Origin of the sequence: Bradyrhizobium sp. CCGUVB23, from assembly GCF_024199885.1 — a bacterium.
GTDB lineage: Bacteria > Pseudomonadota > Alphaproteobacteria > Rhizobiales > Xanthobacteraceae > Bradyrhizobium.
In genome coordinates this window covers 9,895,000-9,909,587 of record NZ_JANADQ010000001.1, presented here as the reverse complement: position 1 = coordinate 9,909,587, position 14,588 = coordinate 9,895,000, and the positions used below count along the sequence as shown (strand labels likewise).

Sequence of the window (14,588 nt, the reverse complement as noted above, 5' to 3'; positions counted from 1 at the left end):
CGGCATCAAGCCGCCGGCCGCTCTGCTGCGCTGGCGAGCGCGTCGCGCAGCATCTTTTCCTTGCTCTCGTCGAGCGAGGTCTTCAGCACGACGCCGCCGGCGTCCTTGATCTCCTTGAGCACCTTGTCCGCCGTCATGTGCTTGATCAGGACGAACAGCGCCGCGTTGCCGGTATGGAGGTTGCCGGACAGCTCCTTCATGAAGGCATCGTCGATGCCGAAATCGGACAACGCGCCGCCGAGCGCGCCGGAGGCCGCTCCGACCGCGACGCCGAGGATCGGGTTCAGGAACAAGACGCCGATCAACAGCCCCCAGAAGCTTCCCGTCATCGCTCCTACGGCGGTCGTGTTGACGAGTTGGTTGAGCTTGATGCCGCCGGTATCGGTTTTGACGGCGATCACGGCGTCGCTGATGGTGATGAGGTATTCCTTCTGCAATTTGAGGAGGCGCTGACGCACTTCCTCGGCTTTTGCCTCGGTCGGGTACACGATCGCGACGAGATCGGACATCGAAACCTCCTTGAGCTTTGTCGGCTGGGTAGGATGCTGATGGTGTGCTCCGGCGTGACGCTAGTCCGCGGGCGCTACGCGCGGCATCGGAGAAAACCCTGGGCTCAAAGGATGAATGTTCTGATGAGCCAAGGGGTACGTGCGCGCGATCGGCGGAGATCCCCGGCGAGGAGGGAAATCCTGATCCACGACTAGGTAATCACCCGATATTCCCTGCGGGTCCGAAGGCGCATCGTCGCAAGCACTGCCAAAAGCCGATTGGCTGCGCGAGGCCTCCATGACCGCGACGTCATCGATCCAGAAGCTTTCACTGTTCGCGCTGACCGCGATGGTGGTCGGGTCGATGGTCGGCTCGGGCATCTTCTCGTTGCCGCGGACCTTCGGCATCGCAACGGGCCCGTTCGGAGCCATCTTTGCCTGGTGCATCGCCGGCGGCGGCATGTACACACTGGCTCGCGTCTTCCAGTCGCTGGCCGAACGCAAGCCCGATCTCGATGCCGGCGTCTATGCCTATGCGAAGGCAGGATTTGGCGACTATCCCGGGTTCCTCTCGGCGCTCGGTTACTGGTCCGGGAGCTGCATCGGCAACGTATCCTACTGGGTGCTCATCAAGTCGACGCTCGGCGCGTTCTTTCCCGTGTTCGGCGATGGCAATACCGTCACCGCGATCATCGTCGCCTCGATCGGCATCTGGCTGTTCCACTTCATGATCTTGCGCGGCGTGCAGCAGGCGACTGCGATCAACACCATCGTCACCATCGCCAAGATCGTGCCGATCCTGGTCTTCATCGCGATCCTGATCTTCGCCTTCAAGGCGGATATGTTCCGCGCCAATTTCTGGGGCGGCGAGGGCATGCCGGACAAGAGTCTGTTCGAGCAGATTCGCGCGACCATGCTGGTCACGGTGTTCGTCTTTCTCGGCATCGAGGGCGCCAGCGTTTATTCGCGCTATGCCAGGGAGCGTGCCCATGTCGGCGCCGCAACGATCCTCGGCTTCGTGATCGTGACGAGCCTGATGGTGTTCGTCACCATGCTGCCCTATGCCGTGCTCCCGCGCGCCGAGATCGCGGACATGCGGCAGCCGTCAATGGCGACTGTGCTGGAGGCGGTCGTCGGGCACTGGGGCGCCGTCTTCGTCAGCATTGGACTTTTGGTTTCGGTGTTGGGCGCCTATCTCGCCTGGTCGCTGATCTGCGCCGAAGTGCTCTCCGCCGCCGGCCGGACCAGAGACATGCCGGCGGTGTTCGGCACGGAGAACGCGAACAAGGTGCCTGCCGCCGCGCTGTGGTTGACGAACTTGGTCGTCCAGCTCTTCGTGATCAGCACCTATTGGTCGCGAGACGCCTTCGCATTCATGCTCAATTTGACGAGCGTCATGAACCTCATTCCATTTTTCCTGGTCGCCGCCTACGGGCTCTTGCTGGTCAGGCGGGGCGAGACCTATGAGAAGCGCCCGGACCAGCGCAGGCGCGACCTGATCTTCACCGGCATCGCCGTCGTCTACACGCTGTTTCTGATCTATGCGGCGGGGATGAAATACCTGCTGCTGGCCGCCATTCTCTACGCGCCCGGTACGGTTTTGTATTTCTGGGCCCGCCTTGAGCAGAAGGCAAAGGTCTTCAAGCCGGTCGAATGGGTCATCTTCATCGTGGCCGTGATCGGCGCCGTGATCGGAGTTCACGGATTGGCCACCGGCTACATCACCATCTAGGCGAGACCATCTAGGCAAGGCAGCTCCCATGGCAAAGCAAGCTTCGGACTCCTCCACTGCTTTCGGCGTGCATTCTGAGGTCGGACAGTTGCGCAAGGTGATGGTCTGCTCGCCGGGCCGTGCCCATCAACGCCTCACGCCCTCCAATTGCGACACGTTGCTGTTCGACGACGTGCTCTGGGTCGACAACGCCAAGCGCGATCATTTCGATTTCGTGCAGAAGATGCGCGACCGCGGCATCGAAGTGGTCGAGATGCATAATCTGCTCACCGAGACCGTCGCGATCCCTGAGGCCAGGAAATGGATCCTCGACAACCAGGTCGTTCCCAACCAGGTCGGGCCAGATATCGTCGATGACCTGCGCGCCTATCTGGAAAGCCTCAAGCCGCGTGACCTGGCCGAAACCTTGATCGGCGGTGTTTCCACCTACGATTTTCCGGACGCCCATGGCGGCGAAACGCTGCGGCTCATTCGCGAGGCAGCCGGCATGACCGAGTATCTGCTGCCGCCGCTGCCCAATACGCTGTACACGCGGGATACGACCTGCTGGATCTATGGCGGCGTCACCCTCAATTCGCTCTATTGGCCGGCACGGCATGAAGAGCCGATCCTCGCCACGGCCATCTACAAGTTCCATCCGGACTTTGCGGGGAAGGTCAACGTCTGGTGGGGTGACCCGACCCAGGATCATGGCCTTGCCACCCTGGAAGGCGGCGACGTGATGCCGATCGGCAAAGGCAACGTCCTGATCGGCCTCAGCGAGCGCACCTCGCGGCAGGCGATCAGCCAGCTTGCAGCTGCCTTGTTCAAGAGGAAGGCGGCCGAGCGCGTGATCGTGGCCGCGATGCCCAAGCTCCGCGCGGCGATGCATCTCGACACCGTCTTCACCTTCGCCGATCGCGATTGCGTGCTGATCTATCCCGACATCGTCGACACCATCAGGGCGTTCTCGTACCGGCCCGCAAACAACGCCACCGGTATCGAGCTGCGCAAGGACGAGAAGCCGTTCGTGCAGGTCGTCGCGGAGGCGCTGGGCCTGAAGAAGCTGCGCGTCGTCGAGACTGGTGGCACCGCCTATATGCGCGAGCGTACGCAGTGGGACAGCGGCGCCAATCTGGTCTGCGCGTCGCCCGGGGTCGTATTCGCCTATGACCGCAACACCTATGCCAACACCTTGCTGCGCAAGGAGGGGATCGAGGTGATCACCATCGTCGGCGCAGAACTCGGCCGCGGCCGGGGTGGCGGTCATTGCATGACCTGTCCGATCACTCGGGACGCGGTGGATTACTAGGGGCGGACGGACTCGAGCGCTTGGGCGTGGTGGCGGATCGCCATCACGGAGCCCGTTGGAAGGCGTTTTAGTCTCTGTTGCATTGATGTTGAATGTCGGTTCGCGGCGATTTGGCACGAACTGCACAATCACACGCTCGGACTTCATCTTTCACATATTCGGGATTTCAATCGGCGTAGGGTACTACTTGGTAGTGTACCTGACCCAGCGGTGTATAATCCCGCAAGCCCGAGGGCGCGGGTTCTGATCCAGAGATCATCACCTGGCGTGGCGTCGACGGGGCAGGGAGCGACCCTCGCGCTCGGGAACATTGAAGACTCGGCATTGAGCTTCGATGCCAAGGTCGCTCAAAGAGTGAGTGCGTACCGTGAAGCTACATGGCTCCCCCACCTGCGAGTCGAGTCGAACCGGCGTCAGGGAATGGCTGCCAATCGGTCCGGAAGAGCGGCTCGGCGACGTGCATCCGAACGCCAGCCTGGTGTCCCTTCAGGAGTGCATCCAGCAGCGGATCGCATCCGATCTTCACGATTCAACCTGCCAGTATCTGATCGCAGCGAGCCTCGGCCTGATGCGCCTGCGCACCTGCCTGAACGACCCGGCCGGAGCTGCGCGGCTATGTGACGAGATCGATGCCTCGATCGACGAAGCGCTGCGGGAGATCCGAGCGTTCGCCTATCTGCTGCACCCGCAGAATCTGACGGTCGACGGTCTGAAAGCGACGATCGAACGCTATTCGCGGGGATTTGCCACGCGGACATCCCTGCACGTGACGACCAGGATTTCGTCGGATATCGATCGCTTGTCGCGTGACAAGCAGCATTCGTTGCTCCGGGTCGTCCAGGAGGCCCTGACGAACGTCTTTCGTCATGCGAAGGCGACGGAAGTGAGAATCGTCATCGCCTCGACCGGCAGCCATGTTCAACTGACGGTCAGCGACAACGGGCGAGGCTTTCCGGCTGCCCATGCCAAATCCAGTACGAAGGCTGTAATGGGCGTCGGCATTCCGGCCATGAGGGCCAGATTGCAGCAAATCGGAGGTACGCTTCATATCCAGTCCGGCTCGGCAGCGCGACATTCCGGCACCACATTGCTGGCGGTGTTGCCGCGCGATTTCGTCGAAAGCAAACGCAACAGGAAGACCGCAACAGTCGCGAGGGTCCACGCAGGCACATCGTGAAAGAAGAAAACTGATCACCGGTGGTGGCCGAAATCGTCTATCGCGCCTGGCGTCTGGGGCTGCCACCGTGTCAAAAAACCTGGAGTGCGCTGCCATGAAGCGGTTTCTTATCGCAGATGATCACGAGGCCGTACGGTCGGGCTTGCGAGCCGTGCTCGAGCAGCGGGCGGATTGGGAGGTGGTCGCTGAGGCCAATGACGGCAGCAAGGCTGTTGCCGCTGCAATCGCCAACCAGCCCCACGTCGCCATCGTCGATTTTTCCATGCCGCGCATGACGGGGGTCGAAGTCGCACGGCGGATCAGGGAATACCCGCTTCAGACCGAGGTGCTGATCTTCACGGTGCACAATTCCAGCCTGCTTGCGCAGGAGGCGTTCCAGGCAGGTGCGCGCGCCTTCCTGCTGAAGTCCGACGCCAACAAACTTCTGCTGGCGGCGGTCGAGGCGCTCCTGGCGCACAAGCCGTTCTGTACCAGGAGCTGTCAGAACGAACTGGATCGCGGGCTGAGCTCCAGCATGGACAGTAGGCAGGCGCTCACCCCGCGGGAGCAGCTCGTCGTCAAGCTGGTCGCGGAGGGCTATAGCAACAAAGGCATCAGCTCCATCCTGGACCTCAGCGTCAAGACGACGGAGGCGCACCGGGCGGCCGCGATGCGCAAGCTCGACGTGAATTCGACGGCCGGACTGGTCCGCTACGCGGTGCGGGCCGGGCTGATCGAGGTATGAGGCCTTTGGGTACAATCGCCGAGGGATTTCAGGGTTTTGTGGGATAACCCGCTGGACCGCGACCGGTATGATCGCTCGATCTTCCTGCCGGTCGCCTCCATCGATCGCCCGATGGGCCCGCGGGCCGGCATACGGGAACGACGTCGTGAAGCGCATCGTGATTGCGGATGATCATGAAGTCGTGCGCTCCGGGCTGCGGGCGATCGTCGAAACCCGCTCCAACTGGATCGTCAGCGGAGAGGCGACCAATGGCGAGCAGGCGGTCGCATTGGCGTTGGAGACGCGGCCCGATATCGTGATCGTCGACTATTCGATGCCGCTCATGAACGGGCTGGAGGTCAGCCGTCGTCTGAAGGCGCTGCATGTGCGCACGGAAGTGCTGATCCTGACGATGCACGAGAATGAGGAGCTGCTGACCGAGGCCATCCTGGCAGGAGTTCGCGGGTTCCTGTTCAAGTCGGATGCCAGGAACCACCTGATTTCCGCCATCGAGGCGCTGCTCGACGGCCGGCCTTACTTCACCAGCCTGCTGCTGGAGAAGTTGCTCCACGACTACCAGCTCAACAAGCAGAACAAGTCGGCCATGCTGCTCACGTCGCGCGAGCAGAGCGTGGTTCAGCTCATTGCCGAAGGACATACCAACAGGTCCATCAGCACGATCCTGAAGCTGAGCGTGAAGACGGTCGAGACGCATCGCGCGTCCGCAATGCGCAAGCTCGGGATGTCGTCGACGGCCGAGCTGGTGCGCTATGCCATTCGCAAGCGACTGGTGGCGCCGTGAAGGGGCATTGGCGGGCTGGCGGCTCGCCAATTCGCTCACCGATCGGCTACCGTCTCAGCGAGCAGCCAATCCCGAAAGACGACGAGGGGCGGGTGGGGCGCTCGTTCCGACGGCCACACCAGATAGTATCGTTCGGGGCTCTCCATCGGCAGGTTGAGGGCGCGCACGAGGCGACCGCTGGCCAGCTCGTCCTGGATCAGGAACGTGGGAAGAAGCGCAACGCCCACGCCGACCATCGCCGCCTGGGCAACCGTTGCAAACTGATCGAAATACATCGTCTGGGCGGACGCCCCTGGAACGCCCTGCGCAAGGAACCATTGGTCCCATGCGTTCGGTCGCGTCGAGATGCTGAGCAGCAATGCCTTCCTGATGTCTCCTGCCGAGCGAAAGTGGAATTGCTTCCTGAGCTCGGGACTGCAGGCGGGAACGACTTCCTCCGAGCGCAGGAGGACCATCTCGGCGCCCGGCCAGTCCGGTGATCCGAAATGGATCGCTGCATCCAGCGGCTCGGAACGAAAATCGAAGTAGGACAGGCGGGTTGCAAGATTGACGGTGACGCCCGGATTCTGCGCCAGGAATCTCGGAAGGCGTGGCGCCAGCCAGCGCGTGCCGAACGTCGGCAGGATCGCCAGATTGAGCGTGCCGCCTCTCGGATTGGCGCGCAGGTTGAACGAGGCGGTGCTGATCTTCCGCAGCGCGTCGCGAATCTCGCGCGCATAGGCTTCGCCGGCGGGCGTCAGCCGAATGGTCTGGCGCTCGCGGACGAACAGTTCGACACCGAGCTGCTCTTCCAGCGACTTGATCTGCCGGCTGACAGCCCCCTGGGTCAGGCTGAGCTCCTTGGCTGCCAGCGTCACGCTGCCGGTGCGGGCCGCAGCTTCAAAGGCGGCAAGCAGAGCGGTTGACGGCAGGAAGCGACGGGACGGCTGCATATTATTCCATCTTGGAATGATCTATTGAGCAATCATCGTTTGGTGGTCTTGAAAAGGCAAGAATAGTTCGGGCGCTTCATGCTAATTTTGCATGACTCTCGTGGTGGTCAGGCCCAGTTCCGAGCGGCGGCCTCACGAGAATTAGCCATTGACCAGCGTGCCACTTCAGTTCGATCAAGGGCCGGCGCGCTCAACCAGACGCAACGGCCGCGCCATCCAAATCAACGCCGACTTCGGAAAGCCTGTCATGTCCATCAAACCCGCCCCTCAGACCCAAGCTCACACCGCCGATCTTGCCGCTGAGGTCGACAGGCTCCTCGCCGACGTCGGCGTGAGCCGTGCGAGCTACACGGAGGGCACGCTCGCCGTGCAGACGCCGATCACCGGCAAGATCGTCGGGAAGGTCAGGGAAGTCGGCGCGGCCGACGCCGCCGCGCTGATTGCGAAGGCACATGCGGCCTTCCAGGTCTGGCGGCTGGTACCGGCACCGAAGCGCGGTGAGCTGGTCCGGCTGTTCGGCGAAGAGCTTCGCGCCAACAAGCAGGCTTTGGGCCGGCTGGTGTCGATCGAGGTCGGCAAGATCGTGTCCGAGGGCCTCGGCGAGGTTCAGGAGATGATCGACATCTGCGACTTCGCCGTCGGGCTGTCCCGCCAGCTCTATGGCCTGACCATCGCCACCGAGCGCGGCGAGCATCGGATGATGGAGAGCTGGCATCCGCTCGGCGTGACCGGCATCATCTCCGCCTTCAATTTCCCGGTCGCCGTCTGGGCGTGGAACGCGGCGCTGGCACTCGTTTGCGGCAACAGCATCGTGTGGAAGCCGTCCGAGAAGACCCCGCTGACGGCGCTGGCGACGCAGGCGCTGTTCGACCGCGCGCTGATGCGCTTTACGAAGGAGGGCGGAAGCGCGCCCGCAGGGCTTGCGGCGCTGCTGATTGGCGGCCGCGACCTCGGCGAGCTGCTTGTCGACCATGCGAAGGTCCCGCTGGTGTCGGCCACGGGCTCGACCGCGATGGGCCGCGCCGTGGGGCCGCGGCTCGCCAAGCGTTTCGCGCGCGCAATTCTCGAGCTCGGCGGCAACAATGCAGCCATCGTCGCGCCGACGGCCGACCTCGATCTGACGCTGCGCGGCGTTGCCTTTGCCGCGATGGGAACCGCCGGCCAGCGTTGCACGACGCTTCGGCGCCTCTTCGTCCATGAGAGCGTGTATGACAGCTTCGTTCCGCGGCTGAAGCGGGCCTACGCATCCGTGTCCGTCGGCAGTCCCCTGGAAGCCGGCACGCTGGTTGGTCCGTTGATCGACGGCGCGGCCTATCGTGCGATGCAGGGTGCGCTCGAGGCCGCGAAGGCGGCGGGGGCCGCCATTCACGGCGGCGAGCCGATTGCCGTCGAGGACGCCACGGACGCGTACTACGTTCGTCCCGCGCTGGTCGAGATTGCTGCGCAGACGGGGCCTGTCGAGCAGGAGACCTTCGCGCCGATCCTCTACGTGATCAAATACAGCGATTTCGATACCGTCCTCGAACTGCACAATGCCGTTCCGCAAGGGCTCTCCTCGTCGATCTTCACCAATGATTTGCGCGAAGCCGAGACGTTCCTGTCGGCGCGCGGCTCCGATTGCGGGATCGCCAACGTCAATATCGGTCCGTCCGGCGCGGAGATCGGCGGCGCGTTCGGCGGCGAGAAGGAGACCGGCGGCGGACGCGAGTCCGGGTCCGATGCGTGGAAGGCCTATATGCGCCGGGCCACGAACACCATCAACTATGGCCGAACGCTCCCGCTGGCCCAGGGCGTCAAGTTCGACGTGGTGTGAGGCCTGATGCAGGATGATCCGCGATCGCATGGTCTTTGGGCGCTGACGGCGCCGGCTGCGCCTGAGACCATGACGCTCGTGGGCGAGCTGGATGTCGATGTCGTCGTCATCGGCGGCGGATATACCGGCGTGTCCTCCGCGCTTCATCTCGCCGAGGGAGGCGCGCGCGTCGCCGTGCTTGAAGCTTCCGAGATCGGGTTCGGCGGATCGGGGCGCAATGTCGGTCTCGTCAATGCGGGCATGTGGGTCATGCCCGATGCTCTCACCTCGACGCTGGGTCAGGTCTTTGGCGAGCGCCTGATCGATCTTCTCGGTCACGGACCGGCGAAGGTGTTCGATCTCATCGAAAAGCACGGCATCGATTGTGAGCCGGAGCGCGCGGGCACGCTGCATTGCGCCGTCGGGCATAAGGGCCTGGCCGAGATCGAGGCCCGTGCCGAGCAATGGCAGCGGCGCGGTGCACGGGTCGAGGTGCTCAACGCCGAAGAGACGCGCGCCAAGATCGGCGGCGGCGACTACGCCGGTGCGCTGCTGGACAAGCGCGCCGGCACCATTCAGCCGCTCGCCTATGTCCGCGGCCTGGCGCGCGTCGCGCTGGCGGCGGGCGCGAAGATCTTTACCCAAAGTCCCGTTCTCGCCGCGCACATGGACGGCTCGCGCTGGAAGATCGACACGAAATCGGGATCGGTCCGCGCGGATTGGGTGATCGTTGCCACCGATGCCTATGCGCAAGGCCCGTGGTCGCAGGTTCGGCAGGAGCAGATTCATCTGCCTTACTTCAATTTTGCGACCGAGCCCCTGTCGGACAATCTGAGGGCGTCGATCCTGCCGGAACGGCAGGGAGCCTGGGACACCAAGCAGGTGCTCTCCTCGTTCCGCTTCGACCGCGCAGGCCGACTGGTGTTTGGCAGCGTCGGTGCGCTCGAGGGAAGCGGTGCCGCGATCCACAGGGCGTGGGCCATTCGTTCGCTGCGAAAATTGTTTCCGCAGCTTGCCGACATCAGGTTCGAGGCTGGCTGGTTCGGGATGATCGGTATGACCTCGGACAATCTGCCGCGTTTTCACAAGCTCGACCGCAACGTCATCGCCTTCAGCGGCTACAACGGCCGGGGTATCGCGCCGGGCACGGTGTTTGGCGGTGTGCTGGCGTCCTACGTGCTCGGCCATGTCGCTGAAAAAGACCTTCCGCTGCCGGTCGCAGCCTGCGAGGAGCCGCGCTTCCGCCTCGCACAGGAGGCTCTCTACCGCGCCGGATCCCAACTCGTTCATCTGACCGAAGCGCGGCTCTAAAGCGCGATGAGATTGGATGAATCGTCATCGCGCTTTAGGTTGTTGTTTGAGCATGATCTCCGCGCAAACGCGTTCCGCGTTTGTCGCGAGGGAAAACGGCTTCACACTTTTCCGGGTCATGCTTTAAGCCGTCGAACCATGAAAGAGGATGCCTTGCTGCGCTACTACACCGCTGCTGAGGTCGAGGCCGGCCTTGACTATCTCAGACTGATCGACGCGCTGGCCGAGTCCTTCCGGCGTGGCGGCGAGGCAATGCCGGTTCGGCAGAGTTACGACGTCGGAGCTCCCGACACGCCCGGCCATCTCCTGACCATGCCGGCCTGGGAACGAGGCAAGGCGCTCGGGGTGAAGCTCGTGACGGTATTCCCTGCGAACGCGTCCCGCGGCCTCGGCGCCGTGTCATCGCTCTACACGCTGTTCGACGGCACCACCGGCCAGCCGCGTGCGATGATCGACGGCGAAGCGCTGACCAACCGGCGGACGGCGGCTGCTTCCGCGCTTGCCTCGCGCTATCTGTCGCGCCCGGACAGCAAGACGTTGCTCGTCATTGGCACGGGTCGCATCGCGGCCTGTCTGCCGGCCGCGCATCGCGCCACGCGTCCAATCGAGCGCGTGCTCGTTTGGGGCCGCAATCCGCAGCGCGCGGAGGCTTTTGCAGGCGAGATCTCCCGGCAAGGGTTCGGCGCCGAGGCGGTTGTCGATCTGCCCGCGGCATTGGCCGAGGCAGATATCGTCAGTTGCGCGACGACATCGGTCGAGCCCATCGTTCTTGGTCGACACTTAGGAACGGGCACACATCTCGATCTCGTCGGTGCGTTCACGCCCAAGATGCGCGAGAGCGACGACGAGGCCGTCTGCCGCAGCCGCGTTTTTGTCGACACCTATGGTGGTGCGCTCGCGGAAGCCGGCGATCTGCTCCAGCCGATCGCCGCCGGGCGCTGGGACGCCGCCAGGATCTGTGGTGATCTGCATGAGCTGGCCAGCGGTGCGCGGCCCGGTCGTCTGGAGGAGAGTGAGATCACGCTGTTCAAGTCAGTCGGGGCGGCGTCCGAGGATCTCGCGGCCGCGTCACTCCTCGTCGGCGGATGGGATTCCGGGATTGGCGGGGCGGCGTCATAAGGTCAGCGATCGGCGGTCAATTGCTGGCGATACCGTTCGGCGTCCCAGCTCAGCAACGCGTGCTCGTTCTCGGCCGAGAGATAGTGGACCTCGGCGATAAGGGGCACACGGCAGGTCACCAGTCCGAGACAGGTCAGCATGGCTTCGGCACCATTGCTTGCATCCTTGCGAATGACACAGCCGAGGCCGGGAACGAGGAGGGCGACCGGAGGCGGCCGCCTGTCCGTATGGGCTCGCGACGTCAGGACGCGCAGATCCTCGCCATGGTCCAGCACGGGCAGGCCGGGACCGAGAAAGACGACGTGGTCCGGATACAGCGAGCCGCTGGTCGCAATGGCACGGCTGTAGCGGTCGATCGCGATGCTGTGGCAGAGCGGATCTTTTGGCGAACGATAATCGGTGCCGGCGCAGATTGAGCGGAGCGCCTCGTCATCGGCTGGTATGGCACTGCGCTGGGTGAGTGCGAGCCGCCTCTCGACCTCGTCCACCAGCGTCTCGGCCGCCGCGCAGCTGTCAGCGCCGACCACCAGCCCATGGTTGCCGAGGATCAGGATATCCACGGCATCCTCCGCCAGGATATCGCTCACGGCCTTGGCCAGCGGCAGTCCCGGATGATGATAGTCGAGCCAGCGCCAGGACAAGCCGTCGAGGCGCCTGGCAAGCTCCTCGCGCGCGTCGGACCGCACCGCCCAGGCGATCGTATTGACCGAATGAACGTGCAACACGACGGGATGTGGCATGAGCGCGTGGAGCGAGGTCTCGATCGAGGCGCGCAATGTCGAGTTGGTGCCGGGAGCAAGAGGCACCTTTTCGTCGCCTTGCATAAGCGCAGCGCGCGCTGCGCCAAGCGACACCGGCACGAAGATGTCCTTGGCTTCCGCATCCGCAAGCCAGGTGCCGGACGCCTTCACCCAGAGCACATCGCCATCCTTGATCGAGGAGTTGCCGCCGGCACCCTGCACCAGCAGGATGTTGCGGCCGACGCGCGCCGACATATGGCGGAGATCATCGAGTTGTGCAGGCTCGCGCATTGCAGGCCTCACCAGGTCAAGTGGTTCATCAGCCAGTCCGGTATCATCTCCTGCGATCCCGCCAGCATGCGGATCGCCGCCGGCAGATCGGGCGCGCCTGCGAGTGCGTCCCTGTGCACGCCCGCGCCGAGGAACAGGGTCAGCATTCCCTTGGCCCGTGCGCCGGCGACGTCGTGATCGAGGGAATCGCCGATCATCAGGACCCGCTTCGGATCGGGATGGCCGAGTTGCTCCAGTGCCGCCTCGAAGATCGGCGCGTGCGGCTTGCCGACGAATGCCACGGCACCGCCAAACCTCTCGTAGAACCGCGCCAGTGCGCCCGGCGCCGGGACCAATCCGTTCGCGCTGAACATGGTCAAATCAGGGTTGGCGCACAGCATCGGCAACCGCCGCGCTGCCGCCGCGGCGAAGCGTGCGCGCCAGTGCTCGGGCTCAGCGACGTCATCATCGAGCCCGGCCAGCAGGATGAAATCGGCCTTCTCGATCTCGGTCACGATCGAGAGGCCGAGACCGTCGATAACGGAATGATCGCCGCCGCGCGTGATGAGAAAACATGATCGGCCGAGATTGGCGAAAGGGGCGCGTGCGCGTTGAAGCAATCCCGCCCAGGTCACTTCGCCGGAGGTCAGGATGCCGTCATAGGCCGTCGGCGGCAGGCCGAGCCTTGCAAGCCGCTCTTCGTTGCTGCGTGCACGCTTGCCGGAGTTCGACAGCACCAGCACGCGCTTGCCCGCGGTCTTGAGCTTCACCACGCAGTCCCGCGCGGCCGGAAACACGGTGCCGCCTTCATGCAGCGTGCCCCATTGGTCGAGCAGCACGTGATCGAACCGGTCGGCGATCGCGCTCAAAGTATTGATTTCGATTGTGCCGACTCTCATGACGGGCTGCCCTGCAAGGCCAGCAGCGCTGCACCGTAGCTCGCTTCGGTTTGCTCGGCCGTCGTGACGGCAACACCGAGCGCGCGGCGTCTGATCTCGGTCCATGCCGGGTTCTTCGCACCGCCGCCGATGCTGACGACGCGGCGCAGTCGCGGTGCTCCGAGCGCAGCGAGGCGCTGATAGGCGAGGGCTTCGACCGATGCGATGCCTTCGAGCAGCGCCTGGAAGAAGCGATGGTCTTCCGCCGGGCGCGGCGTGATCCGTGCGGCCAAGGACGGATCGGCGATCGGAAAGCGCTCGCCTGGCTTTGGCAAGGGATAGTAGTCGAGCCCGGTCGGCTCCTCCGGTCGCAGTTGCGGCGTCAGCCGTTCCATCTCTGCCGCCGAGAAATGCGCGAGCAGCGCGCCGCCGCCGGAATTGGAGGCGCCGCCGGCGAGCCAGCGTTCGCCAAGCCGATGCGAATAGACGCCCTGATCGGCGGCGAAGATCGGCTGCGTCGCGAGCAGTTTGACGACCAGCGTCGTCCCGAGCGAGGTCACGGCATCGCCGGGGCTATCGGCGCGCGTCGCGATGAACGCGGCGACGCCGTCGGTGGTGCCGGCCGTGATGCGGGCCGTTTTCGACAGGCCGAGCTCTGAGGCAACCCCTGGATCGATCTCGGCAAACGGCGTCCCCGGCACCAGCACGCGCGGCAAAAGCGTGTGCGGCACGCCGAGCTGATCGAGCCAGGCCGGCCAGCTGCGCGTGACGGGATCGTAGCCGAGCTTGAGGACGTTGTTCTCGTCGCTGACGCCGTGGGTTCCCGCCAGCCGGCCGGCGATCCAATCGGCCTGATGCACGGCAAAGCGCGCGCTTCTTGCGTCGCTTTGGCCCAGCAAATGAAGCAGTTTCGCCAATGCGCTGCTGGCGCCGTGAGCGCCGCTTTCCTTCGGCGCAACCGACCCAATGCGCTGGGCTTCCTTTGCCGCGCGGGTGTCGTTGTACATCAGCCCCGGCGTGCAGGGACGGCCGGCCGCGTCGATCAGGAGCAGCGTGCCAGACGTGCCGTCAACGCAAACCTGCTCGACGGCCTGGAGATCGATGCCGCGTCCGAGCTTGCTGATCGCAACGACGCTCGCGTGCCACCAGAATTCGGGGTCCTGATCGATCGCGTTACCGTCCTGTCGCGGTGGGGGCAGGGTGGCGGACTCCATGCCCTGGATGTCGCCGCGCGCATCGACGGCGCAGGCGCGAACGCCGCTGGTTCCGACGTCGATGCCGAGGAACAAGCCCGTCATTGGATCTCACCTCCCTTTGGCACTCTGTCGATTGCGGCGCAGTTCACAATCGCCC

At 64.2% G+C, this 14,588-nt stretch carries 13 protein-coding genes; 8 read left to right on the top strand and 5 right to left on the bottom strand.

All coding sequences use genetic code 11. The features are described from left to right. Window positions 1–5: 5 nt before the first annotated feature. A complete protein-coding gene (locus tag NLN62_RS46650) occupies window positions 6–509 on the bottom strand; it encodes a DUF1269 domain-containing protein (RefSeq protein ID WP_254113161.1) in 504 nt (167 codons plus the stop codon). A gap of 277 nt (window positions 510–786) precedes the next feature. Between NLN62_RS46650 and NLN62_RS46645 the strand changes: the two genes are divergently transcribed. From NLN62_RS46645 to NLN62_RS46625, 5 genes are all read left to right on the top strand, one after another. Continuing rightward, complete coding sequence (locus NLN62_RS46645) at window positions 787–2,220, top strand: basic amino acid/polyamine antiporter (protein WP_254113160.1); 1,434 nt, start codon at window positions 787–789, stop codon at window positions 2,218–2,220. A gap of 28 nt (window positions 2,221–2,248) precedes the next feature. Then, window positions 2,249–3,511 carry an arginine deiminase gene (gene arcA / locus NLN62_RS46640; protein ID WP_027521053.1) on the top strand — a complete coding sequence of 421 codons (1,263 nt, stop codon included), beginning with the start codon at window positions 2,249–2,251 and terminating at the stop codon, window positions 3,509–3,511. Between the two features lie 367 nt (window positions 3,512–3,878). After that, window positions 3,879–4,688, top strand: coding sequence for a sensor histidine kinase (locus NLN62_RS46635; RefSeq protein WP_254113159.1), 810 nt, complete (start codon window positions 3,879–3,881; stop codon window positions 4,686–4,688). 94 nt (window positions 4,689–4,782) lie between these two features. Next, window positions 4,783–5,412: a response regulator transcription factor gene (locus NLN62_RS46630; RefSeq protein WP_254113158.1), complete on the top strand. Its 630-nt coding sequence runs from the start codon at window positions 4,783–4,785 to the stop codon at window positions 5,410–5,412. A 145-nt stretch (window positions 5,413–5,557) separates the two neighbouring features. Further along, complete coding sequence (locus NLN62_RS46625) at window positions 5,558–6,193, top strand: response regulator transcription factor (RefSeq protein WP_027521051.1); 636 nt, start codon at window positions 5,558–5,560, stop codon at window positions 6,191–6,193. Between the two features lie 35 nt (window positions 6,194–6,228). On the opposite strand, the gene NLN62_RS46620 is transcribed toward NLN62_RS46625, so the two are convergent. Further along, window positions 6,229–7,125: a LysR substrate-binding domain-containing protein gene (locus NLN62_RS46620; protein ID WP_027521050.1), complete on the bottom strand. Its 897-nt coding sequence runs from the start codon at window positions 7,123–7,125 to the stop codon at window positions 6,229–6,231. A gap of 247 nt (window positions 7,126–7,372) precedes the next feature. On the opposite strand from NLN62_RS46620, the gene NLN62_RS46615 reads away from it, so the two are divergent. The 3 genes from NLN62_RS46615 to NLN62_RS46605 all read left to right on the top strand — a co-directional run bounded on the left by NLN62_RS46615 (window position 7,373) and on the right by NLN62_RS46605 (window position 11,347). Next, window positions 7,373–8,938 (top strand): aldehyde dehydrogenase family protein, encoded by a 1,566-nt coding sequence (locus tag NLN62_RS46615; RefSeq protein WP_254113157.1) that lies wholly within the window; start codon window positions 7,373–7,375, stop codon window positions 8,936–8,938. Window positions 8,939–8,944: 6 nt separating this feature from the next. After that, window positions 8,945–10,228 (top strand): FAD-binding oxidoreductase, encoded by a 1,284-nt coding sequence (locus NLN62_RS46610; RefSeq protein ID WP_027521048.1) that lies wholly within the window; start codon window positions 8,945–8,947, stop codon window positions 10,226–10,228. 138 nt (window positions 10,229–10,366) lie between these two features. Then, window positions 10,367–11,347: an ornithine cyclodeaminase family protein gene (locus tag NLN62_RS46605; RefSeq protein WP_051389601.1), complete on the top strand. Its 981-nt coding sequence runs from the start codon at window positions 10,367–10,369 to the stop codon at window positions 11,345–11,347. Between the two features lie 2 nt (window positions 11,348–11,349). On the opposite strand, the gene NLN62_RS46600 is transcribed toward NLN62_RS46605, so the two are convergent. The 3 genes from NLN62_RS46600 to NLN62_RS46590 are packed head-to-tail and all read right to left on the bottom strand — an operon-like array spanning window position 11,350 to window position 14,533. Continuing rightward, window positions 11,350–12,378: a class II aldolase/adducin family protein gene (locus NLN62_RS46600; RefSeq protein ID WP_027521046.1), complete on the bottom strand. Its 1,029-nt coding sequence runs from the start codon at window positions 12,376–12,378 to the stop codon at window positions 11,350–11,352. An 8-nt stretch (window positions 12,379–12,386) separates the two neighbouring features. Next, window positions 12,387–13,256 carry a TIGR01459 family HAD-type hydrolase gene (locus NLN62_RS46595; RefSeq protein WP_027521045.1) on the bottom strand — a complete coding sequence of 290 codons (870 nt, stop codon included), beginning with the start codon at window positions 13,254–13,256 and terminating at the stop codon, window positions 12,387–12,389. Then, window positions 13,253–14,533 (bottom strand): FGGY-family carbohydrate kinase, encoded by a 1,281-nt coding sequence (locus tag NLN62_RS46590; protein WP_254113156.1) that lies wholly within the window; start codon window positions 14,531–14,533, stop codon window positions 13,253–13,255. The genes NLN62_RS46595 and NLN62_RS46590 overlap by 4 nt, the downstream gene beginning before the upstream one ends. Window positions 14,534–14,588 lie beyond the last annotated feature (55 nt).

Coding starts and splice junctions, on each gene's coding strand:
- NLN62_RS46610 (WP_027521048.1), top strand. CDS start 8,945: ATGCAGGATGATCCGCGATCGCATGGTCTTTGGGCGCTGACGGCGCCG.
- NLN62_RS46600 (WP_027521046.1), bottom strand. CDS start 12,378: ATGCGCGAGCCTGCACAACTCGATGATCTCCGCCATATGTCGGCGCGC.
- NLN62_RS46645 (WP_254113160.1), top strand. CDS start 787: ATGACCGCGACGTCATCGATCCAGAAGCTTTCACTGTTCGCGCTGACC.
- NLN62_RS46590 (WP_254113156.1), bottom strand. CDS start 14,533: ATGACGGGCTTGTTCCTCGGCATCGACGTCGGAACCAGCGGCGTTCGC.
- arcA (WP_027521053.1), top strand. CDS start 2,249: ATGGCAAAGCAAGCTTCGGACTCCTCCACTGCTTTCGGCGTGCATTCT.
- NLN62_RS46595 (WP_027521045.1), bottom strand. CDS start 13,256: ATGAGAGTCGGCACAATCGAAATCAATACTTTGAGCGCGATCGCCGAC.
- NLN62_RS46615 (WP_254113157.1), top strand. CDS start 7,373: ATGTCCATCAAACCCGCCCCTCAGACCCAAGCTCACACCGCCGATCTT.
- NLN62_RS46620 (WP_027521050.1), bottom strand. CDS start 7,125: ATGCAGCCGTCCCGTCGCTTCCTGCCGTCAACCGCTCTGCTTGCCGCC.
- NLN62_RS46605 (WP_051389601.1), top strand. CDS start 10,367: ATGAAAGAGGATGCCTTGCTGCGCTACTACACCGCTGCTGAGGTCGAG.
- NLN62_RS46650 (WP_254113161.1), bottom strand. CDS start 509: ATGTCCGATCTCGTCGCGATCGTGTACCCGACCGAGGCAAAAGCCGAG.
- NLN62_RS46630 (WP_254113158.1), top strand. CDS start 4,783: ATGAAGCGGTTTCTTATCGCAGATGATCACGAGGCCGTACGGTCGGGC.